Genomic DNA, 23,846 nt, shown 5'->3' with positions numbered 1-23,846 from the left:
TGCCGCGCCGGCGCCTCCCATCAAGGCAAGCGTGGCGACCACAACGAGAGTGTGAACAAGTCTCATTCGCGCCATCAGGCGTTTCCTCCCATGTCCTGCTTGCGGATCACCAAACCGCGCGAAGGGTCGTATGCGATAATGGCGCCGCCCAGAAACAGCAGCGTGCAGCCGGCCACGACGCCCAGCGACAGCCATTCGATCTGCCCGTAGAAGGCAAAGCGGATCAGTTCGACGGCATAGGTGAACGGGTTGCAGAGGCAGATTTTGTAGAGCAGCGGGCTCGCCTCCTGGATGCGCCACAAGGGATACAGCGCCGGAGACGCGAAATAGCCGGGAAAGATGACGAAGTTCATGATGCCGGCGAAGTTTTCGAGCTGCTTGATCAGCGAAGACAAGAGCATGCCGAGCGCGCAAAGCATCATGCCCGACAGGAACAGTGCCGGCAGCACATAGAGGTAGCCGAGTGGCGGCGCCTTGACGCCCCACAACCAGGCAACGATCAGGAACGCGTAGACCTGCACGATCGATACGGCCACGCCGGCGAGCATCTTCGACACCAGCAGGAACCAGCGCGGAAACGGGCTGACCAGCAGGATGCGCATGTTGCCCATCTCGCGGTCGTAGACCATCGACAGCGAAGACTGCATGCCGGAAAACAGCAGGATCATGCCGCAAAGGCCCGGCGTGATATAGACCTCGTAGAGCACATAGGTCTTGTAGGGTGGGATGATCGACACGCCGAGCACCTGGCGAAAGCCGGCGGCGAAGATGAACAGCCAGACGAGCGGCCGGACCAGCGAGGAAATGAAGCGTTCGCGCTGGTGCAGGAAGCGCAGGCATTCGCGCAGGACGACGCCTTTCAGGCAAATGAGATAGTGGCGCAGGCCGAATGGTTCAGACCGCACTGGCATGATGCCGGCGAGCTTTCCAGGCATCGCAGGAGCGCTCATGGCGACGTCTCCGCCATGCCCGCCGCATCGACGCGGCTGAGCTTCGAAAAGGTTTCGCGAATCGAACTTCCACCATTCGCACGGATCACATCCGACACCTTGCCGCTCGCGACCAGATCACCCCGCCGCAGTATGACGACATGGTCGGCGTCTTCGACTTCGTCGATCAGATGCGTGGCCCAGAGCACGCCGATGCCCTCGGCTTGGACGAGCTTGCGGATGGTGGCGAGGATGCCCGCGCGAGACTCGATGTCGAGGCCTACGGTCGCCTCGTCAAGCAGGAGCAGGGAAGGTCGGTGCAACAGCGCCCGGGCGATTTCGATGCGCCGCATCTGACCCCCGGAGAGGCTGCGTGCCTTGTCATGCTGGCGGCCCTGCATGTCGACCGTTTCAAGCAGCGCGGCAATGCGCTGGCGAGCGTCGCGTCCGCCAATGCCATGCAGCGAGGCGTGGTATGAGAGATTCTGGTAGACGCTGAGGTCGAGGTCGAGCGTGCGTGCCTGGAACACGATGCCGACGCGTCTGAGTGCTTCGCCGGATGCGCGGCGAATGTCATGGCCGAAGATGCGGATCGATCCGTGACGCGTGTCGTAGAGGTGGCTTATCAGTGAGAACAGCGTTGTCTTGCCGGCCCCGTTGAGGCCGAGCAGAACGGTGAAAGTCGCCGGCGCGATCGAGAAGGAGACGTCGTTGAGCGCCCGCTTCTGGCCATAGGAATGGCTGACGGCACCGACATCGAGCGCCGCCACCTCTTCTCCCGGACCGCTTGTCCTCATATGCTGCATGCCGGGCCGCTCCTTCAGGACGCGTTGGCTATCTGGCGCCTTGATCGCCTTTTGTCTCACTTGATCGTAATCTTGCCCTTCAGTCCCTTGTCGGCAAGGTCGGGAACCGACCAGGTATATTCGCCCGGGCGAACGGTATGGAACTGCACCTGGATCGTTCCCGCGTCGTCGAATTCCAGCCAGGCTGGTCCGCCGTCCATATGCACTTCCAAATCGTTGATGACGATCTGGTCCATCCAGACATTGCGGAAGAGGTCGGTGACGAACTTGTATTCGAAACCGCCCTTGGAGGTGATCTTCCAGCGATAGCCCTGGCCGGCGATCAGCTCGAAATCCTTCTGATTGACGGCGTAAGTGGAATCGGCCGAACCGATAATCAGTTCCGGCAGGTTCTTGCTGGCACGCGACGGTTTTGGTGTTGCGTCGTCGGCGCTTGCTCCGGTCGGAGCAAGGACGAATCCGGCGAGCGCGGCGAAGAAAAACCTGCGGAAAAGTTTCATGTCTTGAGCCTCCCGATGATCAATGTCTGCTATTTGGGCGAAATGACCACACCCCAGGGCTGCTGGCCCACGGTGAGCGATTGGACCGGCTCGTCGGTGGCCGTGTCGATGAAGGTGATATCGTTGGAATTGCCATTCGTGGTGATCAGCGTTTTCTGGTCGGGCGTGAAGGCCAGATGCCAGACACGCTGGCCGACGAGGATGTATTTCTCCACCTCGTAGGTGTCGGTATTGATCACCGCGACATGGTTCGCCGGGCCGAGCGCGACATAGGCTTTCTTGCCATCGGCGGTGATGGCGATGCCTACCGGCTGGATGGTTTCGGCCCGCAGTCCCTGAATCGCGAACTGGATCTTCTTCACCACTTCGCGTTTGGCGTTGTCGATGACGCTGACAGTGCCACCGACCTCGGCGCTGACCCAGACCTGCGAGCCGTCGGGCTTGAAGTCGGCGAAGCGCGGGCGCGTGTCGACCAGCACGTTGTCGGTCACCTCATGCGTGCTGGTGTCGATGAAATGCGCCATGCTGGTGGTTTCCGAGGTGTTGACCATGGTCTTGCCATCGGGGCTGACACCCATGCCTTCCGGTTCCACGCCGACCGGAATCTCGGCCAGGACCTGCTTGCTTTCGACGTCGATGGCGGTGACGAGATTATCGTCCTCATTGGCGACATAAAGCGTCTTGCCGTCCGGCGAGAGCACGAACAATTCGGGATCGGGGCCGGATGGCAGCGTACCGACGATTTCAAGCGTCGCGGTATCGATGATCTGGACCGTATCGTCATCGCTGGCGCATAGGTAGACGAACTTGCCGTCATGCGAGATGGTGATGCCGCGAGGTCTCTGGCCGACTTCAACTGTCTTCACCACCTGCATCGTCGCCGTGTCGACGACGGTCATCGTGTTGTCCTTCTCGTTGGAAACGTAGGCCGTATAGGCCGATGCCGGACTGGCCGTCAGGCCGGCCGCGAGAATGGCGAATGCGCAAGCTCGTTTCTGCACGCAAATTCCTCCCGATTGACTCTACTTGAGAGCGCATTTCGTTTCCGGCTGATCGACACCGAGCGTGTCGAGTTCGGAGACTTGGTGAAGATAGCCCTCTTGTGGCGATGTCGAGACGACGGACTTGGTATCGCCAAGCAAGATCGGCTGGCGAAGCTGGAGGTTCCATTTGCGGAAGGTCAGCTTCTGCCCCTTGAAAGCAGCAACCGAAAAGTCGTCCGAGCGCATGTAGTCGCTGATCTTTTTCGCATCGTCGCCCTTGGTGCGCGTGGTGGCCTCGCCGACGGCACGCACCGCCGTCCAGGCCGACATGTCCTTTGAAAGCATCCGCCGGCTCGCCGTCTTCAAGAAGCGGCTCTGCATCTGGATGCCGCCCCATTGTTCGCTGGCGGGATGCCATGACGATGCAACCAGACCGGCCGTGCCGGCGACCAGCCGCGGCGTCCAGGTGCGATAGGGCACGTAGGTCCCGAAAACCTCGCTTTCGTCCGCGACAAGCACCACGTCATGCTCCGGGAGATCTTGCGTGAACACGGAAATCTGCTGCTGTATCTGCGTGGCGCCGGTGTCGGTGCGCCTGGCTGTGCCGGTATCCTTGAATTCCTTCTCGGCGACGATCTGGCCGCCGAAGCGGGTTGCCGCGCGGCGCAACGCATCGGCGTAGAGACGATCCTGCTCATGCGATCCATACAGCAGCACCCAATTCGGCCACTTCTTCACCATGAGATACTGCGCCAGCGCATCGGCCAGCATGCTGCGCGTCGGCGCGACATGGAAAACGTTGACGCGGCAGTCCTCCTCGCGAAGGCTGTCGTCGGTGGCGCCGACGTTGAAGATCAGCACGCCTTTGTCGCGGGCGATGTCGGCGATCGACAGCAATTGTTTGGCTGAAAGATCGGCGACCACATAGCGGTCGCCCTTGGCGATCATGCCTTCGAATGCCTGAACCGCGTCGCCGTCGGGCTTGATCTCGGTCACGTCGAGGCTGAATTTCTGGTTGGTGAACTTTCCGGTCGTATTGTTGTCGCCGATCGCAACCTCGGCGCCGGCGACACCTTCGTCACGTGGCGGCAGGTCGAGCATGGAAAGCGTCAATTGCGGTGCGTAGGCCCGCAAATAGCCTATCTTGATTTCGGTTGTCTTTTTTTCCGGCTTCGCCACCGTTTCCTGGCCTGTCGCGTCGGAAACGTTGACGGTCAGGGAAAAAAAGCACAAAAAGGCAGCGAGAGTGCCTGGCACCGCGCTCGTCATCGATAGTAATTACCCATTCTTGCGCAAAGGTTCGACGGTTGCCGGACCCGCGCCAAGTCAAGGTGCCCATGATCAACTTAGCCGACCCGCAAAATTTATCAAACCCTATCGAAAGACTTTTCGCGCCTGCCAGAACGGTGCGGAAGGTCGCCGGCGTCGATTCGCATGGCAACACCGGCGAGACGTGGCGCAGGGGGATCGACTGCCTCTATAAAAACGTCTTGTCCTCCAAACTGGAGAAACTGTTCAAGTGACCAGAATGCTGGCAAGCGTCACCGGCATCGAAGAGGCGGAGATCGCTCTTTCTGGAGGTGTCGACATCGTCGACCTGAAGGACCCGAAGGCGGGAGCTCTGGGCGCGGTGTCCACGGAAACCATGCGCCGAACGATTTCGTTCATCGCTGGTCGGGCTCCGGTCAGCGCGGTCTGCGGCGACCTGCCGATGGAACCCGAAACGATCCGCATCAAGGCCGAAGAGATCGCGGCGACCGGCGTCGACTATGTGAAGATCGGGTGTTTCCCTTCGGCGAATATCTCTGCCTGCGCACAGGCGCTCGAACCGCTCGCCGCACGAACGAAGCTGATTGCCGTGCTGTTTGCCGATCTGGCGCCGGACTTCGAGCTTCTGCCGATATTCGCCAGGCATCGCTTCCATGGCGTGATGGTCGATACCGCGCAAAAGGGGAAGGGCCGGCTGCTCGATCATCTGCCGCCGGAGCGTATTCCGGGATTCGTCGACCGAACGAAATCGCTCGGTCTGATGGTCGGCCTGAGTGGATCGCTGGAAGCTCCGGATATTCCGCGCCTATTGCCTTTCGCTCCCGATTTTCTCGGCTTTCGGGGGGCGCTGTGTGGCCATTCCGGTCGCACGAGTTCGATCAGCGCCGAGGCGGTCTCGCAGATTCGAGAGTTGATCCCGGCGGAATCCGGGACCGGCGGTCAATCGAGTATCGACTATCGCCTGTTGGCGGCGAGAGGCTATTCGCCGGACACCGACCCGACATTGGGCACGGACAGGATTTTTGTGCGGGATTTTGTTCTGCCGGTCCAGATCGGTGCCTACAGCTTCGAGCATGGCCATACTCAAAAAGTGCGCTTTGATGTGGCCGCCGACGTGCTGCAAATCACCGACCATCCCGAGGACATGCGCCATGTGTTCTCTTATGACATCATCATGGACGGCATTCGCACCATCGTCGCGCGGGGACATATCCAGCTCAGCGAGGCTTTGGCCGAGCAGGTGGCAGCGCACGTCCTGGAGAACCAGCGTGTCGTGCGTGTCACGGTAAGGGTGGAGAAGCTCGAGCTCGGCCCTGGCGGCGTCGGCGTCGAGATCGAACGCAAGCGCCAATCGGCGGGACGCGGCGCTGCCTCCGGCACTGCCGGCCGAAAAGACCGGAGCGTTGTTTTCCGGCCGCGCCAGGAACGCCCCGAAATGCTCCGACGGGCCATCGTCAAGCTTGGCGGCAGCACGGCCCATGCGGCGGAGATGAAGAGCTGGATCGCAGCGCTGGCGGGTTCCAGGCTGCCGATCGTCATCGTGCCCGGCGGCGGCCTCTTTGCCGACCATGTGCGCGAGACGCAGACACGCATGGATTTTTCCGACGCCGCCGCGCATGCCATGGCGATCCTGGCCATGGAGCAGTTCGGCCATGTCATCCTCGACCGGGACGAAAGACTGACGCCGGCACGGTCGCTGGACGAGATCGGGCGAGCGTTGGAGGCGGGCAAGGTTCCGGTGTGGCTGCCGTCGTCACTGGCACTGCCGGCGCTGGATGTTCCGGCCTCGTGGGACATTACCTCCGATTCTCTGGCCGCCTGGCTTGCCGGCAAGCTTGGCGCAAACGCGCTGTTGCTTATCAAGCAGACCGGTGCATTCTTCGATGGCGATACCGCTGACAGCCTGAGGACCCGAGGCATTGTCGACCCCGGCTTTGCCGCCATGCTGCCCGACGGCGTCGATTTCCATCTCGCCGGTCCGAAGGATGCTGCCGAGGCCGGCGCGATGCTCGCGTTGGGCAAGCTGCCCGGCACCAGGATCGTGGCTTCAACAGGGTCGTCGGCAAAGAAGGCGGGATAGCCGATGGTGAAGCTGCATGTGCCGCGCTGGGCATGGGTTTTGACGGGTTCCGGGCATTTCTTTACGGAGAGCTTCGCACTTGTTCGCCAACTCGAACATTGCGATGTCTTCGTGTCGAAGGCTGCCAACGAAGTGTTGCGCATGTACAAGCTTAAACTTGATTTCCCGGAGACGACGCGCGTGCTGCACGACAAGACCGCGAGTGCGATCCCTGTCGGCGAATTCTACCACGGTGTCTATCACACGGTCGTGGTGGCGCCGGCCACGTCCAACACGGTCGCCAAATGCGTGCATGGCATTTCCGACACGCTCGCCACCAATGTCTTTGCCCAAGCCGGAAAGTGCCGTGTGCCAGCCATCGTCTTTGCTTGCGACACCGCGCCGGAACTCGAGACCCAGGCACCGCACGGGCTGGTCAAGGTCTATCCGCGCAGGATCGACCTGGAAAATACCAAGCAGTTGAAGAGTTTTGAGCGGACCCAGGTGGTCGAATCGCTCGCTGATCTCGAAGCCTCGCTCACACGGCGCCGGGCCGAACTCGCAAGCGATGGCTGAGCGGCTGGTTTTTCTTACCGGCCATCTGGCCAAGGCGCGGCTGAAACGGCTGCTGGCCGGGCTGGGCAGTACCGAATTCGCGTGGGAAATCGTCGACGTCGGCGTCAAGGTCGCCGCGCTGATGAGCGAGGACATTGTGAAGCGTCGGCTCACTCTGACAGGAGACGTCGACCGCGTCGTCCTGCCCGGACGCTATCGGGGCAACATCGAGCACCTGTCGGAGCATTTCGGCGTGCCCTTTGTGCGCGGCCCCGACGAGATCGCTGACCTGCCGGCCTTCCTTGGCCGGGCGGGCAAACCGCCGGATCTGACGCGTCACGATATGCGCATCTTCGCCGAGATCGTCGATGCGCCGATGCTGTCGGTCGAGGCGCTGATGGCGAGGGCCTCGATGTTGGCCGCGGCCGGCGCCGATGTCATCGATCTGGGCTGCCTGCCGGAGACGCCGTTTCCATTGCTGCCGGAGGCTGTGCGAGCGCTCAAGGCACGGGGATTTATGGTCAGCGTCGATTCGGCCAGCGTGGACGAACTGACGATCGGGGCACGCGCCGGCGCGGACTATCTTCTCAGCCTCGATGAGAACACGCTGCCGTTGATCTTCGACCATAGGGCTACGGCAGTGTTGATACCGTCCACGCCCGGCGATCTGGATTCGCTCGGCCGGGCCATCGAAGCCGCTCAAAAGGCCGGCGTTGCCTTCATTGCCGATCCCGTGCTCGACCCGATCCATTTCGGCTTCGCCGTTTCACTCGGGCGCTTCATCGAGGCGCGGCGCCGCTGGCCGGACGCCGAATTGCTGATGGGTACCGGCAATCTCACCGAATTGACCGACGCGGACAGTTCCGGTGTTACGGCCGTTCTAGCGGGACTCTGCTCGGAACTCCGGATCCGAAACGTGCTGGCGGTGCATGTCAGCCCACACACGGTGCGGACGATCGAGGAGCACGATATCGCCCGCCGCGTCATGTTGGCTGCTTGCACGGACGGCGCGTTGCCGCGCGGCTATCACCCAGGCCTGTTGCAGGTCCACGATCGCAAGCCTTTCACAGCCTCAACCGACGATATCGAGGCATTGGCGGCCCAGGTCCGCGACGCCAACTTCCGGATCGCGGTAGCGGAGGACGGCATCCATGTTTTCAATAGCAAAGGGCATGCGGTTGCCACGGATGCGTTCGAACTTTTTGCCGGGCTGGACGTCAACGCCGATGGCGCACACGCTTTTTACCTCGGCGCGGAACTGATGAAAGCGGAGATCGCGTGGCGCCTCGGCAAGCGTTATGTGCAGGACGAACCGCTCGCATGGGGCGTTGCCGCGCCGGCTCCTGAAACCGACCGTACCCGTCTTGCCGAGCCGGGCCAGACGCTCCGCGCAAGGAAAGAGCGCTAGACCATGCCCTACATTCGCGAATCGATCATCACGACGGTCAACAAGGCAGGCAACGTCCACATCGCGCCGATCGGCATCATTGCCGAGAATGACGGCTGGGTGATTGCACCGTTCCGGCCGTCGGTCACGCTCGACAATCTCGCCGAAGTGCCATTCGCCATCGCCAATTATACCGACGACGTGCGTGTCTTTGCCGGCTGCCTGACAGGCCGCAAGCATTGGCCAACCGTTCCGGTTGACGGGTTTCCGGTGCCGAGGCTCGAGGCGGCGCTGGCGTATTCGGGTCTCGAAGTCCAGGCGGTCGATGACAATGGCGTGCGCCCCCGCCATTTCTGCCGCGTGGTGCGGGAGGAAGCGCTCGCGCCGTTCACCGGCCTCAACCGAGCCAAGGCGGCAGTGCTTGAGCTGGCCATCCTGGTCAGCCGGCTCGGCATGCTGCCGCGCGATAAGATCGAGGCGGAAATCGCCTACCTTTCGATTGCCATCGAAAAGACCGCAGGCGAGGGCGAAAAGGAGGCCTGGGGCTGGCTGATGCAGCGTGTCAGCGATCACTTGACCGCCAAAGGTTCCGGTAGCGAGGACGCGCGGGGTTAGGCCGAGCGCCGCACCCTGCTTACAACGGATATCCCGCCAAAAGCGCTATCGCGGACGCGGGGGCCGCGCTGCTCGCTTGCCCGCGAACGGTGTCATCGGCGGGGATGATGTCGGCGAAATCGACGTAGCTGCGTTCCATGCGTTCGGCCAGTCGCCTGATCTGCCAGCGACCGATTCCGGCGCCGACGATCGGGACATGCCGCGGCAAGGTCCCGGCAACCAGAGACGCTGCATCGTGCACTTTGCGCAGTTGCTGCTCGCTGAACCAGCGCGCGACTTCACCCCATTCCGGCGGGGTCAGGTCAGTGGCGTCGCGCCCCACCATGCGCGCCAGCCGCGCGATCGAGCCGTCCACGGTCTTTTCCTTGCCGTCGGCGGGAGGGTGCCTGTCGTCGTCCTCGTCGAGCACGCCCAGGATGCGGTGCGCGTCGGCGATCGAGGCGAAATACTCGTTCATCAGCGGCGTTAGCCTGCCATGGACGGGAGCCGACGAGGCTACGCCGAACAGGAATGTCCTGGTAAAGCCGGTATAGACCAATTCGCCGGTTAGAAGCCGTCCGGCATCGGTGTAGCCGTCATTGGCCACGGCGCCGTTCTTGATGGCAATGATATCGGTGGTGGTGGAGCCCATGTCGACGAACAGGGCATCGCCGGCGAGTTTTGCCACCAACAAGGCTGTCGCGTGCCAATTGGCAGAAGCCACATCGGCGCCTAACTGCGCTGCCTGCTCGACCCCGACGAAACCGGATGGTCCGGCATAGACCAGCTTTTTGTCTGTGGGGAAATGGGTGGAAATCTGACCCAGCAGAGCCGCTACGCCGACATCGCGGGACGGAAAGATGTCCGACAGTTCGCCTGTCATGGTGAATGCGTTGAGATCCGCACCCGCGTAGATCGGAGCCGTTTCGTCGAGGGCTGAAGCCAGCTTGTGCAGGCCTTGCCAGAGCGGCGTTGCGATCGTTACCGCCTCGACGATGCGACCGTCTTGTGCGCGGGTCACCTTCAGATGCGCGCCGCCAATGTCGAAACCGGCAATGATGCCCTTTCTTTTTTCCACGCTTCAAGCTTTCATGACGGGGGCAATTGGTCGGTGAAAAAAACGTTGCGTATTATTCCGGTTCTCGACCTGAAAGACGGCGTGGTGGTTCGCGCCCAGCAGGGAAAACGCGATCGCTACAGGCCGATCGTTACGCCGCTCAGCCGAAGCCCTGATGTCGTCGCGGTCGCTGAAGGACTGCGTGGGCTTTATCCTTTTTCGACCTTCTACATCGCAGATCTGGACGCTATCGAAGGCGGAGCGCCAAACAGCGACGCACTCGCCCGGCTGAGGACGATGGCGGAGCCGCCGGAACTTTGGGTCGATGCCGGCGTGGCCGACGAGAAGACACTTTTGGCGGCGCTTGCCGAACGCTCGCTGTCTCCTGTTCTGGGCTCTGAATCGCAGCGGGACGACATGTTGCTGCGGCGTTTTCGCGATCATCCCGATCTCATCCTGTCCCTTGATTTCGTCGGCGATAGTTTTTGCGGACCGCGTTCTCTTCTCGATGAGCCCGAGCTTTGGCCGCAAAAGGTGATTGTCATGACGCTGGCCAAGGTCGGTGCGGCCGCCGGTCCTGACTTCGGGCGGTTGCAGGAGGTCAAGGCCAAGGCCGGAAATCGCGCCGTCATCGCGGCCGGCGGCGTCCGAGATGAGGCCGACATCAGCGCCTTGTCCGCGATGGGTGTCGCCGCGGCGCTGGTCGCAACCTCATTGCACAACGCTACGCTCACACCCGGCCGCCTCGCGTCACTCGGCGCCTGATCATCGTTGCTCGTCGACTCCCGAAGGACGTGCGCCCTTCGGGAGGTGACGTTTCAAAAGCCCAGAACTTTTTTCAGCCGGCGCAACAGACCATCCGTCTCAGAAGAGGGTTTTTCCTGTGCGGGGCTGTCTCTTGTCTAGGCTGCGAACGGATGCTTGACCTTGTCGCGCTGGGCCGTTGCTTCGGCGGCGGTCGGGGTTCCTGCAACGGCGCGCTGGATAGCTTCCTTTGTCGCCTCGTAATTGTATTTCTGGATCTTGGCGTCGTCCGCCGCGTCCCAATGGATGAACACCCCGACGCAGATGAACACGTCGTCCGCTTCGTTGGCCGGAATGGTCCCGTCCGCAACGCTGTCCTGCACGGCCTTTGCCACGGCGTGCTGCGCCGGGCCGAACATCTGGACCGCCTGCTTGGCGCCCTTGATCGTGACCTTGTTGAACATCACGGTGTTGGGTTTGCATTGAAGATTGGGCGCGATCACCGCCAAAAGCGAAGTAAAGCCGTCCTTGTTGTTGGTAAGCGCGTTGCAGAATGCCGTTTCGACCGCGCTCCCCCGCGGGCCGATGAGCAGGTCGACATGCGCGACTTCGTTGCCGTCTCCCACCAGCGATTCACCGACCATAACCTTTGAGATTTTTGCCATGCCAATTTCCTCCAAGACACAATTATGATGTCCACGGACGCTGCAACCGAGCAGGCGCTCGATGGACAGCTATCCTTGTTGGCAGCGTCCGGATTTGCCCGGACCGGTTGGCTAGATAGCCGCGGAAGCACAGCTTCCGCTTTTGGAAGTCAAGCACCAACGCCGCGATTATGCAAGGTGAGGGCGAGGGTGTGGACTAAAAGAGTAGCCACGGTGAGGTCGGCCGAGGTGCCGGGATTGATGTTGTCGGCCTTCAGCCGGCGGTCGAACTCCATGAGCAGGCGAATGCGCGACGGCTCGTCGCCCTCGGCATGGAGCGCCGCCTGAACGGCAACGGCTTCCTGCCGCGCTTGATTTGCGACGTCAACGCCGTGCTTGCGCATCACATGGCTGTCGGGGAAGCCGGCGAGAAACGCCATGTAGACGAATACCGTCGGCCACATGCCCGTTTCTTCGCGTGCCAACGCTCCATCCAGCGTGGCGAGCCCGACCCCGAACACGTCGCCGAAACAGCTGCCGTACTGGCGGGCGATCATGTCGCGGTCGGCGGCCTCCCGCATCGCGTCCAGCAAATGAACCTTCGGCTCCTGCCGCACATCGTTGGCGGCTTCTCCGAGGCCGCCTGGCGCGGCCGTGACAATCGCCTCGAATACCGCCTTGGTATCCTGCACGCTCAAAGCCCGAAGCAGCAAGTCGAGATTGTCCTGCAGTCTGTCACCGCCCATTTCGGCGGCGCATATCAGTGGCCCTGCCAGAAGGATGATTCCGAGATTGGTATTGGTTGCGACCGCCAGTCGGGTCGCGCGCACGGCCTCCAGCATGCGCTGTCCGACCGGCAGACGAGGATCGGTCAGCGGCCCGGAAGAAACCTCCGCACTCATCATGAACTGGGCGGCGGACATGCCGTGTCCGTCGGCGAACAGATGGACGTTGCCCGGTTTGAGGGCTTCGATCTCCATCCTGCAGGCATCCTTGTAACTGGCCCGGAGGCGTTCGCGCGAAACCGCCATCCTACTGGCCCTCACGAATTCGCAGGCGCGGTAAAACGATAGGGCCGCGGCGCGGCGGCCGCTTCGGCACGGTCGGCCAGGAGCTTCAGCAAGGCATCGGCGATTGCCTCGGCGATATTCACGGCGACCACCGATTGCAATCCCGACCAGGCGGGCATGCTGTTCACTTCGAGTATGAACAGATTGCCGTCGTCATCCCGCACGATGTCCACGCCGGCAAAATCCGCGCCGACCGCGGCTGACGCGGCGACAGCCAGCGAGGCCAGTTCCGCCTTGCCATATTGGGAAACCTGTTCCGGCACGCCGCCCCGGTTGACGTTCGTGATCCAGTCGTCGCTGATGCGGCTCATCATCGCCACGGTCTCGCCGGCGCAGACAAAGACGCGAAAATCCCGGAAAGGCGGACCGGCACGCGACACATATTGCTGGAGGTAATAGACGCTGTTCACCTCTTCTGCGGCCGGCAGGTCCGACAGCGTGCGGATCAGCTTTATCCCGCGGCCTTGCGCTCCGAACAAGGGTTTCAGCACCAGCGGTCCCCGCGGAAGCTCTTGCGCCGCGATCTCCTCGGCGACGGCAAGTCCTTCCACGGCAAAGGTGCGTGGCGTAGGCAGGCCGGCATTTTTCAAGAGGAATGTCGTCATCGACTTGTCGACGCAGCGCTCGATCGCCTGCGCGGAATTCCACACGGGAACCGACAGTCTGCTTAACGCGTGCAGCATGCCGAGGCGCCGGGTAATCGCTTCGAACGATCCGGCGGCGATGGAACGAACGAGCACGGCGTCGGGCAGCGTGCCGCCGAAGCCGGGGATCGAAAGTCCGCTCGGGCTGCTGGTGTCGAATGCGATCGCTGCCAGCGGCACGGCTGCAACGGCGGCGCCTCTCCGACCAAGTCCTGCCGCCAGGCCGTTCGAACCAGTGTCCACTTTGTCGCTGACGATCAGGATGCGAGGGATCATGTGGCGCCTCGGGTGCGGGAACCTAAGAGGCGTGAGCGATTCCGCGCCCCAATGGCCGCGTCCGCGACGGGGCTGCACGAAATGCAGTCGTCGGGCAGGCGAATGACGGACGAATCCCTTGGCACCGCCATGCTCTAGCCGAGACTTCGTTCGAGCATTTTCAGATCACGCCGACCGGCGCGAAACGTATCGCCGGTTTCGATCGCTGTCACGATCACTTCGGCCGGGCTGAACAGCAGCGGGTCGATGGCATAGAAATCGCCCTTGAACCGCGCGAAGATCTCGGCGAAGGGTTGGCCGTAGTCCCGTGAGGCGCTGCTGGGAAGTTTTTCCGCGAGTTTGCCAGCCTCTTTCGCCGATCCTTTCACGAAGAGCTGGACGCTGCCGCCATAGATGATGGCATCGTTGGTTCGGCCCATGGCGGTCAGGAAATCCGGATGGGGGGCGGGGATCGGAGCCGTTCCGATGCCGTCGACAACGTTCTCCAGCGGGAATTTGAGATCGTTGATCTTGTGCAGGGCAACCTCGAGCGCGCGCGCAACGATCTGCACGCTGCCGGCAAGACTTTGTGTCGGCGCATAGAGGAAGGTGAGCTTTTCCATCGCCAGTCCAGTTGCCTTGCCCACTTTCTCAACGATCGCGCGGGGAGGCGGTTCGGCCGTCTCAAGGATAAGCACCGCGGACGATGCGATGTCGCGATAGGAAAGTGTTTCGAACAGCGGTTCGACCCGGGCGAGGGCGCGCGCCGGCCCAGATCCCATCGCGAAATAGTCCTGGCCAGACAGGTTCCAGCCCGCATACTGGCTGCCCAGGCAGGCTAGCACCGGCTGCGAAGATCGCGCTTCGACAGTGAACGGCCATTGCTGTGACGCGCGATCCATGAACACAGAAACGCTGCCGAGACCGCCCATCGCGGCCTCAGCCATGCGCAGCCCGGCTTCGACGCTGCCTACGGTCTTGGCGCCGGCATCGATCAGGCGCTCGCCCAATGGCCCCCTGGAAACGACGATGCGCAGGCGTTCGGCGTCGCCGATCATGCCGTCAACGATGCGCTGTGCATTGTCGTTCAGGAATGCCGAACCGTCTTTCATGTCCGGTCTCCTTCCCATTGGAGTTGCAATTGACTGGCTTGTCCCTTGATGAGTCGCTTGGTCGATTGGGCGCTCGGCCCGCGCGCGAAGACCGTGCAGACAGGGTCGCCGGCAATCAGACGGGTGCCAGCCGACTGCTGGTCCGCTGTCCATTCAGGCCAGGCGATCGACGGAAAGTGAGTGATTGGCGTCGCGGCGTAAGTCACCATCGACGCCATCGAATCGACGAAGCGCGGCAAGCGGAAGACCTGACCCGTCGCGGCGCGCAGATGCGCTTCGATCAATGGCGCGTCGACATCGTCGAAAATGTCGAGGGTGGCGCCTGGCCTCGGATTGATCTCGATGAACTTGTAGCCGTCCGGCCCGCGGATAAGATCGGCGCTGCACAATCCAACCAGGCCGGCGCGCCGCGTCAGACTTGAGAGCCAACCGCCGATCACCCCCGCCTGTCTGCGATCGAAGCGTCTCAACCGCACGGCGCCGCCATAGCGATAGGGCGCTGTCGGGGAGGGGGACGTCCATTGTTGGCTGAAGCCCACGACGTGCGCGGTTTGCCCGTTGCCGACGAACAGGGCCGAGATGCTGCGTCCGGCAACGAAGCGCTGGAAATAGCGGCCGGCGATCGGGCTTTCTCCGGCTGCTCGTCTGACGTGCCCGCCGCCGGCGCCGCCCGCGGTCTTGACCACCCAGTTCTCCCGATCAGGCGGCTGGTCCCATCGCGATTGCGGATGCGGGATGCCAAGTTCGGCGCAATCATCGGCCAGCAACTGCGGATCCTTGATCCTGCGGATTGCGGCGCCGCCATTGCCTGCGAGCGGAAAGTGTCGCGCGATCTCGTCCACGGTCTCAGGCATCCGCTCAAACCCTGAGCCCAGGATAATGGCGACCGGCAGGTCGTCGCCAGCCAATCGCCGAAGCGTGTCGACGATGCGCTCGCCGTCGATGCCCCTCTGCAGGTCGCCCGGCAGCATCGTCGCACGTTCGGCGAGCGCGACGGTGTCCGTATCGCAAAAGAAATCGGCAACCAGCGGACGATAGCCGGCGCGACGCGCGGCGGCGGCCAGCGCCCGGCCTGAAATTGCCGCGATCAAAAGAGATCCGGCGTTACTTGGCAATCTCGCGTGCAAGGGAAAACGCTTCCTGAAAATCGAGCGTGATCGTCTTTTCGGATTCGATCATTCTTTTGAAGAGACCGAATTCGACCTTATATTTGACATTGCCGATGGCAAGCGGACCAATGCCGACAGCTTTTGCCGCTTCGAGTGGATCACCATTGGCATTGACGGCCAATCCTTCGATGCCGGCCGGGGGGACGGCATTGACGTCGGCCGCAATAAGCAGGTCATTGCCTTTCAACTGGGCTTTGGAGACCACCTGGACGCCGGCTTTGGCGCAAGCCAGGATAATTTCGTTCGCCTCGACCAGCTTTGTCTTGCGTGCGTCGCTCGATCCGTCAGCGGCATCGACGATGATGTTGAATCTGCTTTCGATCTCGGCTGCGATCTGTTTGACCCTCTCGATGCCGTCATGGCCGACAAGTGTGACCCGGGCACCTTCCCCTGCCGCGATGACGGCGGTGCAGAAGCCGACGACGCCGGTGGCGCCGAAAACAGCCACCCTCGTATCCCTGAGCGCACGCTGAAATTTCTTCTCGAGCGCCTTTTCGACCTTGGCCACCATCGCCGCGGCCGTGGTGAACGAGCCGGCCGGATCGGCAAATACCGAAACCTGGAAAGGCGGCACCATCGCCTTCTTCGCGGCGTCGAACATGTCGAGCGCCAACGAGGCATCCTTCCCGGCGATGAAGATGCCGGTGTCGACACCCGCATCCGGCGGGCGCGAAAAGATCGCGTCCTGGACCAGGCCTGTCACTTCGGCGAGGCTTACATCGACATAGGGGACGACGGCGTCGAAGCCTGCGTCGAGCGCCATGTTCACGTCGAAGGGGCTCATCTGCTTCAACGGTGTCAGCATGTGCAGGATGTGTTTGCGGGCCATTTCTTGCCTTTCTGCCTGAAACGGGAGCGTCAGCTGCCGACGAGATTCAGCCTGGTTGAGCTGATCTTCGCGCCGGAGTTCCTGCCCTTGACGATCTTGATCTCAAGGCCGTCCTCAATTGTCGTCTTCCGAACCGCGTCGACGAACTTGAGTGCGGCGTCATGTGATGGCGCGAAGGCAAAGCCTGTCGGCCCCCAGGAACTCTGGCCGATGCCGACGGCGCCTGCTTCATTGAGACGGTGGGCCGCCATCTCGACCCGCTTCGAGGTGAACACGCCGCCCTGCGCCGGGGCGAAATGGCTGCCGATCAGCATCTGTATCGCGGTGACGGCGGCGCCGAATGCCGGAAGGTCCCGCTCGACCAAAGCCGGCATAATGCCCATCAGCACCCTTCGGCAGATCTCCCCGCTGCCTGCCGTTGGGAACGGCGGCAGCGAACGAAACGCCGCGACCTCGGCAGCGCCATGCAGTCCATGCCCGGAATGGTCGAGGATGAGGATGACGCGCCACTCTTCCGGAAACGGCAGCCGCGCGACGACCGGAGGCGTTCCGCCGCGGTCGTTCTTGCCGGCGTCGACTATGACGCCGCCATCTTCGAAACTTGCGATGCCGATGCCGGATCGGCCGCCCCGCTCGAGCAGGCCCGCGTCGCCGGCGATATCCAGAGGCAAATTATGGAGAGTGCGCAACGCCGAGGCGACGGCAAGGGCGATCTGCGTGCCGGACCCCAGACCCGCATGACTGGGGATCGACTGCTCGACCACCAGATGGTGCTGGGCGCGAATGCCGAGATGCGCGCAGAGCGTCGACAGATGCTCGCTGGCGCGGGTGCTCTCGGAGCCTTCGACGATGGTTTCGCCGGACCGCGACAGGGTGACGACGGTTTCGGGTTCGCTCAATGGAAGCCCGACGCTGCCGAACCGCCGTCCGGCATCGCCATTGAGATCAAGGAAGCCAAGGTGCAGGCGAGCGGGCACTCGTATGGTAACAGAATTCGACATCTGCCCCCCGATGGGTGCATCATGGATGCATCATGGAAGTTTAGGTGCCCGGTACCATGATAACTGTTTTCGTCGATGGGGCAAGCCAAAGAGAATGCATCCACGTGTTTGCTGGCTCCGGCGTGTAGACAGACCGAGCAATTCGCGGAGGTCGAGATGAACGAGACAGTCAAGGAAAAGGTCTATTCGGAAGCCGAGATCGCCGAGCGGCTTGAGAAGGAGCTGCCAAAATGGCGCTACGAAAACGGCTGGATCCGGCGCAAATACAAGACCCACAGCTGGAAATCGACGCTGATGGTCATCAACACGGTTGGCCATCTCGCCGAGGCGGCGTGGCACCATCCCGATATCACCGCCTCCTATGCCTGGGTCGAGGTGCGCCTGATGAACCACGCGGCGAAAGGCATTACCGACAAGGATTTCGAGTTGGCGAAAAAGATCGAGGATGTTGTCCAGTGGCAGCCGGCCAAGGAAGGCGGGGCGCTGGAGGGCACTCCGCTGACCGATCAACGCTTCGCTTACGTCAAATATGACTAAGCAGGGTCGGAATTTGTTGATAGCGTATGAAAACATTCGCTGATCCGCTGCAAGGTGGGGTTCACGGCCAATCCAGTTTCGTCTAGGATCGTGGCGGCACCAGAAAGTAGTTTAGCGAATGGCGGTTGCTTGGATCGGCAACCGGGAAGCGCTGATTGAGCGCGCGGCTGCGCATGCCGCGTCGCTACTGTCGTCAAGTCGGTGCCCGGTTTTCAGCTTTGATACGGATATAGACGGCACGAGGGCGGCGATCGCGCTGGCTGAGAGGGCTGGCGCGGCATACGACCATGCCGATGGCGCGGCACTTGCCCGGGAGACTGCGCTTTTTACGGACAAGGGGGCAATGACCGTCGCCCCCGGAGAGACGCGCCGGCGTGCCGATGTCGTGGTGATCGTGGGCGAGCTCCCGCGGATCCATCATGGTCTTGTTGGCGAACTCGCCGGGACGGTTCCCGACCTCTCGACCGTGAACCAGCGCGCGTTCTTCGTGGTAGGCCCGAACGGGATGTCTGTGCCGCCGCTGAACGGCGGGCGCGAGGCAACGCGACTTTCCTGTGGCCAAGCTAGCCTCGCCGCCACGCTGGCGGCGCTGAGGACACAGCACAAAGGGCGGCGTACATCGCAACCGGTGTCGAATTTCAATGATTTCGCCAAAGCGTTGGCGGCCGCGCATTTTCCCGTGTTCCTGTTTTCAGGCCACGCCGCCGAAGGCCTGGCATTGGAGATGCTGCAAGGACTGATCGCCGATCTCAATCACAAATCGCGCGCATCCGGCCTTCATCTGCCGGCGAACGAAAGCGGCTGGGGAAGCACGCTCGCCTCGGCCTGGATGACAGGTTTTCCGCTGCGCACCGGCTTTGCGCGCGGTTTCCCGGAATTCGATCCCTGGCGCTGCGATGTGGCTCGCATGATCGCTGCCGGCGAAGCCGACCTGCACCTGCGGATCTCCGCCATAACTGCCCAGCCGAAGGAAAAAAAGCGACGCATGGCGTTGATTGCGTTGACGAAAACGCAAGAGCCGGTTGCCGGCGCCGCAGTCACCATCGCCATCGGCGAAGCTGGGGTCGATCACGATGCGGTTGTCTACTCCAGCCGCACGGGCTCGCTCAGGTCGATCGATGCGCAAGCGGCCTCGCAATTGCCCTCCGCCGCGATGATCATCCGCCTGATCGCTAGCCACGCTTTCGCCGAGCCACTGCCATGCTGACGAAAATCGCCGGCGGCGACATCATCGATCCCGTCAACGGCCGTCTCGGCAAGGGCGACCTTTGGGTCAAGGACGACAAGATCGTTTCGGCGCCGGCGGGAGGGGCGGCCGACCGGATCATCGAAGCCAGCGGCTGCATCGTGATGGCTGGCGCCATCGACATCCACTCCCACATTGGCGGCGGCAATGTGAACACCGCGCGGCTGCTCTTGCCCGAACAGCATGCCGCCCATCAGGCGCGGCCGGCAATGACGCCGCTCTCCAATGCCGGCTGGTCGACGTTCCAGACCGGCTGCCTCTACGCCAAGATGGGCTTTACGACGGTGGTCGAGCCGGCGATGTCGCCGGGAGCGGCGCTTCACACGCATCTCGAACTGGCTGACATCCCGATCATCGACAAGGCAACCCTCGCCATTCTCGGCAATGACGATTTCCTGTTGTCGATGATCCGCGACGACGCCCCCTCGACGAGGATCGAGGACTATGTCGCCTGGACGGTCGCTTCGACGCGAGCGCTTGGGGTCAAGGTGATCAACGCCGGTGCGGCGGCCGCCTTCAAGGAGAACGTCCGCACCTTCTCGCTGGACGATGTCGTGCCTTCCTATGGCGTCAGTTCGCGCAAGATCGTCAAGACGCTGCAGGCCGCCGTCGACAGTCTTGGCCTGCCGCATCCCCTGCATGTCCATTGCAACAATCTGGGCAGCCCCGGATCGGCGGATACGGCGGCTGCGACGATCGCAGCGGCGGATGGGCTGCCGCTGCATCTCGCCCACCTCCAGTTCTATGGCTATGGCACGGAAGGAAAACGCGGGTTTTCTTCCGCCGCCGCACGGCTTGCCGAACTGGTCAACGCGACGCCGGAAGTCACCATCGATATCGGCCAGGTCATGTTCGGCCAGACGGTCACGGTCTCCTCCGACGTCATGCGGCAGTTTTCGGCGCGTGGCAGCGCGCACCCGAAAAAGACCGTCATTCATGATGGTGACGGCAATGGCGGCGGCATCGTGCCCTACAGTTATGGCAAGGACTTCTACGGCACGATGCAGTGGGCGATCGGGCTCGAGCTTTTTCTCCTGATCGACGATCCCTGGCGTGTGTTCTTCACCACCGATCATCCCAACGGTGCACCTTTTACGGCTTATCCGGCGCTGTTCGAACTGCTGATGAGCCGGGAAGCGCGCGCCGAAATGACCGCTGGACTTTCACGATCCGCCCTGGCGCTCTCTACCCTGGCCGCAATCGACCGCGAATACACGTTCGAGGAAATCGCCATCATGACGCGCGCGGCGCCGGCCAAGCTGCTCGGCTTGACGGATCGAGGCCATCTCGGCGCCGGTGCAATAGCCGACATCGCTGTCTATCGCAGGGACCGCAGTATCGCGAAAATGCTCGGACAGGCGGCGTATGTTTTCAAGGATGGCGATCTCGTCGTGCAAGATGGGGAAATCATCCATTACCGCTGGGGCAAGGCATTGAGGCTCAAGCCGCCTGTCGACAAGGCAATGGTGCGACGGCTCGAGGACTATCACCAGCAGCGCTACGGCCTGTCGCTGGACTGGTTCAATTTTCCGGATTCCGCGATTGCGCGCGAACAGCCATTCGGCGAGGTGCCATGCCGAACATGAGCGTCAATGGGATGACGATCGACGATACCTTCGCGGAAGCCTTCGGCATGCGCGCAACCGCCATCGTCATCACCGCGCCGAGCCGGAAATGGGCTCGCCAGGCGGCGATCACGATGACCGGATTCGCCACCTCGGTGATCGGTTGCGGCTGCGAAGCGGCAATCGAGATCGACCTGCCGCCCTCGGCCACACCGGATGGCCGGCCGGGCTGCCGCGTCATGATCTTCGCGATGGGAACGGACGAATTGCAGAAGCAACTGCTCAATCGTGTCGGCCAGTGCGTTTTGACCTCGCCGGGTTCCGCCTGCTTTGCCGGGCTGCAAGGCAGCGCCGAGCTCAAGCTCGGTTCGGCGCTGCGTTATTTCGGCGACGGCTGGCAAATCTCCAAGAAGATCGGCGACAGGCATTTCTGGCGTATTCCCGTCATGGATGGCGAGTTCCTGTGCGAAGCAACGACCGGACTGACGAAGGAAGCTGTCGGTGGCGGCAATTTCTTTGTCATGGCGCAAAACAGCGCCAACGCTTTGGCCGCTGCCGAGGCCGCGGTCGCTGCGATCGGCATGGTGCCTGGCGCCATCGTGCCGTTTCCGGGCGGCATTGCCCGTTCGGGTTCCAAGATAGGTGGCAAATACAAAGGCATGATCGCTTCGGCCAACGAAGCCTACGCGCCAACGCTGCGCGGTGTCGTCGCGAGTGAGCTCGGTCCCGACATCAACGCCGTCCTGGAAATCGTCATCGATGGTGAAACCAATGATGCAGTTGCCGCCGCGATGAAGGCAGGCATCAAGGCTGTCATAGAACTCGGCCCGAAAAGAGGCGCGGTTCGGATCAGCGCCGGCAATTACGGCGGCAAGCTCGGGAAATTCATCTACTCGCTGAAGGATATGCTGCCATGAAGGCGCTGACCTTCACCCTGGTTGCCGAGCCGCCGGAGCGCCTTGACCTATCGCCGCTGACGCCGGAGCGGCTGGCCGGGATCGAAAGGCGCGACGTCGAAAGAATCCAGATCGGCATGTCGAAACACGGATCGAAGGTGGGCGACATTTTTCGCGTCGCCGGCAGCGATCCGACAAACATCGTGTTCGAAGGCGGAAGCACGCGCCTTGACCTTGTGGCGCAAGGCATGCGGGGTGGGTCGGTTCGCCTCGTTGGCAATGCGGGCGCCCAGGCCGGGCGCGCCATGCGCGGTGGGGAGCTCACGATCGAAGGCAATGCGGGTCCATACGCCGGCTCCGGCATGCGTGGCGGCAGGCTTGAGATAACAGGCAATGCCGGCGACCACCTCGGTGCGCCGCTCGTCGGGGAACTGGCCGGCATGAACGGCGGTGTGTTGATCGTCAGGGGCAAGGCGGGCGCCTTCGCTGCGGACCGCATGCGGCGCGGCCTGATCGCGGTGCTGAAAGGCTCCGGCGACCACGCCGGCAGCCGCATGATCGCCGGCACCTTGGTGGTGGCCGGTGGCACCGGCGAGATGCCCGGCTATCTGATGCGTCGCGGTTCGATCCTTCTCGATCGCACGCCGGCACGCATGTCGCCGAGCTTCGTCGAATGTGGCGCACCCGAGAGCGTTTTCGCCGCCATCATCGATCGTCATCTGATCGCCGAGGGCATTTTGAAACGGCCGCTTCTGGGGAGCGCACCGCGCAAATATGGCGGGGATAACGCAGTGCTCGGAATGGGCGAGGTTCTTTTTCCGCGCTGAGATCCGTCGACACAGGAACCATAGGATGGCAGGACGCAAGTGCTTGCCGCTGGGTGGCAGTGGTGGCGCCGACCGTCATCCGACCCGCAACGTGGAGAACACATGAAAATCATCTCTCAAACGAAAGCCCATGGCGGCGTGCAGGGCGTCTATTCCCATTTGTCGACGAGTTGCCGTTGCGACATGACTTTTGCCGTTTTCAAACCTCCGCAGGCGCGGGAGGCGCCTTGTCCCGTTGTGTGGTATCTCTCAGGCCTGACGTGCACCCACGCCAATGTAATGGACAAGGGCGAGTACAGGCGCATGGCCGCCGAGCTTGGCCTGATCGTCGTCTGTCCCGACACCAGCCCGCGCGGCGCCGACATTCCGGATGAAAAAGACAACTGGCAGTTCGGCTCCGGCGCCGGCTTCTATCTCGATGCGACGCAAGAGCCTTATGCGAAGAACTATCGCATGTATTCCTATGTCACCGAGGAGTTGCCGGCTCTCATCGCGGCTGAATTTCCAGCCGATATGGCGCGCCAGGCAATCTTTGGCCATTCGATGGGCGGGCATGGCGCGCTGACGATTGCCTTGAAGAATCCGCAACGTTTCAAGAGCTGCTCGGCGTTCGCCCCGATCGCCCAGCCAAGCACCGCCGGCTGGTCGAGACCGGCTTTTGAGAAATATCTCGGGAAGGATGAGGCTTCGTGGCGAACCTGCGACGCGACGTCGCTCATCGACGACGGATACCGTTTCCCCGAATTCTTGGTCGATCAGGGAACGTCGGACGGATTTCTTGACGACGGGCTGAGGCCTTGGCTGCTTGAAGCGGCCTGCGCCAAAGCAGGTATTCCGCTAAAGCTGCGGATGCAGGATGGATACGATCACTCGTATCTTTTCATCTCCAGCTTCATGGACGACCATCTGAGATGGCATGCTGAGAGGCTTTGATCTGGGCAGGCCGAAGGCATGGCCAGATGCAAACAACTCATTGAATTCGACGCCTTACACCGAGGGGCTGAAAGCACTGGGCAGCCCCGACGAGATCCCGGGTCCGCCGTGCGGTTGACCGGGATAAACGCCTGACGGCATCCAGTATTTCGAGGTGCGGCAGGTGAGGGGCGCAAGCTGCTGTTCGTCCGCATCGGCCAGGACGAACCGTTGTTTGACGAGCAGACGTTGCGGG

The 23,846-nt window shown here is 62.2% G+C and carries 25 protein-coding genes; 12 read left to right on the top strand and 13 right to left on the bottom strand.

Translation table 11 applies throughout. The annotated features are described in order from the left end of the window. Positions 1–74 precede the first annotated feature (74 nt). The 5 genes from NP503_RS18855 to NP503_RS18835 are packed head-to-tail and all read right to left on the bottom strand — an operon-like array spanning position 75 to position 4,487. Positions 75–911 carry an ABC transporter permease gene (locus NP503_RS18855; RefSeq protein ID WP_050580490.1) on the bottom strand — a complete coding sequence of 279 codons (837 nt, stop codon included), beginning with the start codon at positions 909–911 and terminating at the stop codon, positions 75–77. A gap of 35 nt (positions 912–946) precedes the next feature. Beyond that, on the bottom strand, positions 947–1,735 hold the full coding sequence (locus tag NP503_RS18850) for an ATP-binding cassette domain-containing protein (RefSeq protein WP_127269842.1): 789 nt from the start codon (positions 1,733–1,735) through the stop codon (positions 947–949). 56 nt (positions 1,736–1,791) lie between these two features. Beyond that, positions 1,792–2,235 carry a hypothetical protein gene (locus NP503_RS18845; protein ID WP_127269840.1) on the bottom strand — a complete coding sequence of 148 codons (444 nt, stop codon included), beginning with the start codon at positions 2,233–2,235 and terminating at the stop codon, positions 1,792–1,794. Between the two features lie 29 nt (positions 2,236–2,264). Further along, positions 2,265–3,236, bottom strand: a complete 972-nt coding sequence (locus NP503_RS18840) for a YVTN family beta-propeller repeat protein (protein WP_127268107.1) — start codon at positions 3,234–3,236, stop codon at positions 2,265–2,267. Positions 3,237–3,257: 21 nt separating this feature from the next. Then, positions 3,258–4,487, bottom strand: a complete 1,230-nt coding sequence (locus NP503_RS18835; protein ID WP_127268108.1) for an ABC transporter substrate-binding protein — start codon at positions 4,485–4,487, stop codon at positions 3,258–3,260. Between the two features lie 38 nt (positions 4,488–4,525). Between NP503_RS18835 and NP503_RS18830 the strand changes: the two genes are divergently transcribed. The 5 genes from NP503_RS18830 to NP503_RS18810 are packed head-to-tail and all read left to right on the top strand — an operon-like array spanning position 4,526 to position 9,103. Further along, positions 4,526–4,741 carry a hypothetical protein gene (locus tag NP503_RS18830; protein WP_127268109.1) on the top strand — a complete coding sequence of 72 codons (216 nt, stop codon included), beginning with the start codon at positions 4,526–4,528 and terminating at the stop codon, positions 4,739–4,741. A gap of 5 nt (positions 4,742–4,746) precedes the next feature. Continuing rightward, on the top strand, positions 4,747–6,567 hold the full coding sequence (locus NP503_RS18825; protein ID WP_236382820.1) for a (5-formylfuran-3-yl)methyl phosphate synthase: 1,821 nt from the start codon (positions 4,747–4,749) through the stop codon (positions 6,565–6,567). A gap of 3 nt (positions 6,568–6,570) precedes the next feature. Further along, positions 6,571–7,122 carry a flavoprotein gene (locus NP503_RS18820; RefSeq protein WP_127268111.1) on the top strand — a complete coding sequence of 184 codons (552 nt, stop codon included), beginning with the start codon at positions 6,571–6,573 and terminating at the stop codon, positions 7,120–7,122. Beyond that, positions 7,115–8,509: a DUF6513 domain-containing protein gene (locus tag NP503_RS18815; protein ID WP_127268112.1), complete on the top strand. Its 1,395-nt coding sequence runs from the start codon at positions 7,115–7,117 to the stop codon at positions 8,507–8,509. Before NP503_RS18820 ends, NP503_RS18815 begins: the two co-directional genes overlap by 8 nt. A 3-nt stretch (positions 8,510–8,512) precedes the next feature. Next, a complete protein-coding gene (locus tag NP503_RS18810; protein WP_127268113.1) occupies positions 8,513–9,103 on the top strand; it encodes a DUF447 domain-containing protein in 591 nt (196 codons plus the stop codon). 19 nt (positions 9,104–9,122) lie between these two features. On the opposite strand, the gene NP503_RS18805 is transcribed toward NP503_RS18810, so the two are convergent. Beyond that, positions 9,123–10,160 (bottom strand): hydantoinase/oxoprolinase family protein, encoded by a 1,038-nt coding sequence (locus NP503_RS18805; RefSeq protein WP_127268114.1) that lies wholly within the window; start codon positions 10,158–10,160, stop codon positions 9,123–9,125. On the opposite strand from NP503_RS18805, the gene NP503_RS18800 reads away from it, so the two are divergent. After that, a complete protein-coding gene (locus tag NP503_RS18800; protein ID WP_236382789.1) occupies positions 10,110–10,904 on the top strand; it encodes a HisA/HisF-related TIM barrel protein in 795 nt (264 codons plus the stop codon). The two genes, NP503_RS18805 and NP503_RS18800, sit on opposite strands and share 51 nt — an antisense overlap. Before the next feature lie 137 nt (positions 10,905–11,041). On the opposite strand, the gene fae is transcribed toward NP503_RS18800, so the two are convergent. The 7 genes from fae to NP503_RS18765 form a co-directional block, all read right to left on the bottom strand. After that, positions 11,042–11,548: a formaldehyde-activating enzyme gene (gene fae, locus NP503_RS18795; protein WP_013532036.1), complete on the bottom strand. Its 507-nt coding sequence runs from the start codon at positions 11,546–11,548 to the stop codon at positions 11,042–11,044. A 149-nt stretch (positions 11,549–11,697) separates the two neighbouring features. Next, the gene (locus tag NP503_RS18790) at positions 11,698–12,558 is read right to left on the bottom strand and encodes a triphosphoribosyl-dephospho-CoA synthase (RefSeq protein ID WP_127269836.1); all 861 of its coding nucleotides are present in this window, start codon (positions 12,556–12,558) and stop codon (positions 11,698–11,700) included. A gap of 11 nt (positions 12,559–12,569) precedes the next feature. Then, on the bottom strand, positions 12,570–13,517 hold the full coding sequence (locus NP503_RS18785) for a RimK family alpha-L-glutamate ligase (RefSeq protein WP_127269834.1): 948 nt from the start codon (positions 13,515–13,517) through the stop codon (positions 12,570–12,572). 134 nt (positions 13,518–13,651) lie between these two features. Then, complete coding sequence (mch, locus tag NP503_RS18780; RefSeq protein ID WP_127269832.1) at positions 13,652–14,608, bottom strand: methenyltetrahydromethanopterin cyclohydrolase; 957 nt, start codon at positions 14,606–14,608, stop codon at positions 13,652–13,654. After that, on the bottom strand, positions 14,605–15,699 hold the full coding sequence (locus tag NP503_RS18775; protein WP_127269830.1) for an ATP-grasp domain-containing protein: 1,095 nt from the start codon (positions 15,697–15,699) through the stop codon (positions 14,605–14,607). The genes mch and NP503_RS18775 overlap by 4 nt, the downstream gene beginning before the upstream one ends. 13 nt (positions 15,700–15,712) lie before the next feature. Continuing rightward, positions 15,713–16,606: an NAD(P)-dependent methylenetetrahydromethanopterin dehydrogenase gene (locus NP503_RS18770; protein WP_127269828.1), complete on the bottom strand. Its 894-nt coding sequence runs from the start codon at positions 16,604–16,606 to the stop codon at positions 15,713–15,715. Between the two features lie 29 nt (positions 16,607–16,635). Next, on the bottom strand, positions 16,636–17,607 hold the full coding sequence (locus NP503_RS18765; RefSeq protein WP_127269826.1) for a beta-ribofuranosylaminobenzene 5'-phosphate synthase family protein: 972 nt from the start codon (positions 17,605–17,607) through the stop codon (positions 16,636–16,638). A gap of 156 nt (positions 17,608–17,763) precedes the next feature. Between NP503_RS18765 and NP503_RS18760 the strand changes: the two genes are divergently transcribed. The 6 genes from NP503_RS18760 to fghA all read left to right on the top strand — a co-directional run bounded on the left by NP503_RS18760 (position 17,764) and on the right by fghA (position 23,611). Then, complete coding sequence (locus NP503_RS18760) at positions 17,764–18,144, top strand: 4a-hydroxytetrahydrobiopterin dehydratase (protein WP_027036898.1); 381 nt, start codon at positions 17,764–17,766, stop codon at positions 18,142–18,144. 343 nt (positions 18,145–18,487) lie between these two features. Then, complete coding sequence (locus NP503_RS18755; protein WP_236382793.1) at positions 18,488–19,351, top strand: tungsten formylmethanofuran dehydrogenase; 864 nt, start codon at positions 18,488–18,490, stop codon at positions 19,349–19,351. Next, the gene (locus NP503_RS18750; RefSeq protein ID WP_127277262.1) at positions 19,345–20,976 is read left to right on the top strand and encodes a formylmethanofuran dehydrogenase subunit A; all 1,632 of its coding nucleotides are present in this window, start codon (positions 19,345–19,347) and stop codon (positions 20,974–20,976) included. The genes NP503_RS18755 and NP503_RS18750 overlap by 7 nt, the downstream gene beginning before the upstream one ends. Then, entirely contained in the window at positions 20,964–21,872 is a 909-nt protein-coding gene (gene fhcD / locus NP503_RS18745) for a formylmethanofuran--tetrahydromethanopterin N-formyltransferase (protein ID WP_127327940.1), read from the top strand. The genes NP503_RS18750 and fhcD overlap by 13 nt, the downstream gene beginning before the upstream one ends. Then, complete coding sequence (locus NP503_RS18740) at positions 21,869–22,678, top strand: formylmethanofuran dehydrogenase subunit C (RefSeq protein WP_127269459.1); 810 nt, start codon at positions 21,869–21,871, stop codon at positions 22,676–22,678. The genes fhcD and NP503_RS18740 overlap by 4 nt, the downstream gene beginning before the upstream one ends. A gap of 102 nt (positions 22,679–22,780) precedes the next feature. Further along, on the top strand, positions 22,781–23,611 hold the full coding sequence (gene fghA / locus NP503_RS18735) for an S-formylglutathione hydrolase (protein ID WP_127269460.1): 831 nt from the start codon (positions 22,781–22,783) through the stop codon (positions 23,609–23,611). The last annotated feature ends 235 nt before the right edge of the window (positions 23,612–23,846 follow it).

Origin of the sequence: Mesorhizobium sp. SEMIA396 (assembly GCF_024518615.1) — a bacterium.
Classification (GTDB): domain Bacteria; phylum Pseudomonadota; class Alphaproteobacteria; order Rhizobiales; family Rhizobiaceae; genus Mesorhizobium.
Note: the sequence above shows the minus strand (reverse complement) of the source record. Positions and strands in the feature narration are given on the sequence as shown.

What these genes read in the sequence shown, in the direction of transcription:
- NP503_RS18815 (WP_127268112.1), top strand. Translation starts at nt 7,115, where the DNA reads ATGGCTGAGCGGCTGGTTTTTCTTACCGGCCATCTGGCCAAGGCGCGG.
- NP503_RS18825 (WP_236382820.1), top strand. Translation starts at nt 4,747, where the DNA reads ATGCTGGCAAGCGTCACCGGCATCGAAGAGGCGGAGATCGCTCTTTCT.
- fhcD (WP_127327940.1), top strand. Translation starts at nt 20,964, where the DNA reads ATGCCGAACATGAGCGTCAATGGGATGACGATCGACGATACCTTCGCG.
- NP503_RS18750 (WP_127277262.1), top strand. Translation starts at nt 19,345, where the DNA reads ATGCTGACGAAAATCGCCGGCGGCGACATCATCGATCCCGTCAACGGC.
- NP503_RS18855 (WP_050580490.1), bottom strand. Translation starts at nt 911, where the DNA reads ATGCCAGTGCGGTCTGAACCATTCGGCCTGCGCCACTATCTCATTTGC.
- NP503_RS18810 (WP_127268113.1), top strand. Translation starts at nt 8,513, where the DNA reads ATGCCCTACATTCGCGAATCGATCATCACGACGGTCAACAAGGCAGGC.
- NP503_RS18765 (WP_127269826.1), bottom strand. Translation starts at nt 17,607, where the DNA reads ATGTCGAATTCTGTTACCATACGAGTGCCCGCTCGCCTGCACCTTGGC.
- NP503_RS18800 (WP_236382789.1), top strand. Translation starts at nt 10,110, where the DNA reads ATGCGCGCCGCCAATGTCGAAACCGGCAATGATGCCCTTTCTTTTTTC.
- mch (WP_127269832.1), bottom strand. Translation starts at nt 14,608, where the DNA reads ATGAAAGACGGTTCGGCATTCCTGAACGACAATGCACAGCGCATCGTT.
- NP503_RS18835 (WP_127268108.1), bottom strand. Translation starts at nt 4,487, where the DNA reads ATGACGAGCGCGGTGCCAGGCACTCTCGCTGCCTTTTTGTGCTTTTTT.
- fae (WP_013532036.1), bottom strand. Translation starts at nt 11,548, where the DNA reads ATGGCAAAAATCTCAAAGGTTATGGTCGGTGAATCGCTGGTGGGAGAC.
- NP503_RS18850 (WP_127269842.1), bottom strand. Translation starts at nt 1,735, where the DNA reads ATGCAGCATATGAGGACAAGCGGTCCGGGAGAAGAGGTGGCGGCGCTC.
- NP503_RS18755 (WP_236382793.1), top strand. Translation starts at nt 18,488, where the DNA reads ATGACCGTCGCCCCCGGAGAGACGCGCCGGCGTGCCGATGTCGTGGTG.
- NP503_RS18790 (WP_127269836.1), bottom strand. Translation starts at nt 12,558, where the DNA reads ATGGCGGTTTCGCGCGAACGCCTCCGGGCCAGTTACAAGGATGCCTGC.
- NP503_RS18740 (WP_127269459.1), top strand. Translation starts at nt 21,869, where the DNA reads ATGAAGGCGCTGACCTTCACCCTGGTTGCCGAGCCGCCGGAGCGCCTT.
- NP503_RS18845 (WP_127269840.1), bottom strand. Translation starts at nt 2,235, where the DNA reads ATGAAACTTTTCCGCAGGTTTTTCTTCGCCGCGCTCGCCGGATTCGTC.
- NP503_RS18820 (WP_127268111.1), top strand. Translation starts at nt 6,571, where the DNA reads ATGGTGAAGCTGCATGTGCCGCGCTGGGCATGGGTTTTGACGGGTTCC.
- fghA (WP_127269460.1), top strand. Translation starts at nt 22,781, where the DNA reads ATGAAAATCATCTCTCAAACGAAAGCCCATGGCGGCGTGCAGGGCGTC.
- NP503_RS18770 (WP_127269828.1), bottom strand. Translation starts at nt 16,606, where the DNA reads ATGGCCCGCAAACACATCCTGCACATGCTGACACCGTTGAAGCAGATG.
- NP503_RS18785 (WP_127269834.1), bottom strand. Translation starts at nt 13,517, where the DNA reads ATGATCCCTCGCATCCTGATCGTCAGCGACAAAGTGGACACTGGTTCG.
- NP503_RS18760 (WP_027036898.1), top strand. Translation starts at nt 17,764, where the DNA reads ATGAACGAGACAGTCAAGGAAAAGGTCTATTCGGAAGCCGAGATCGCC.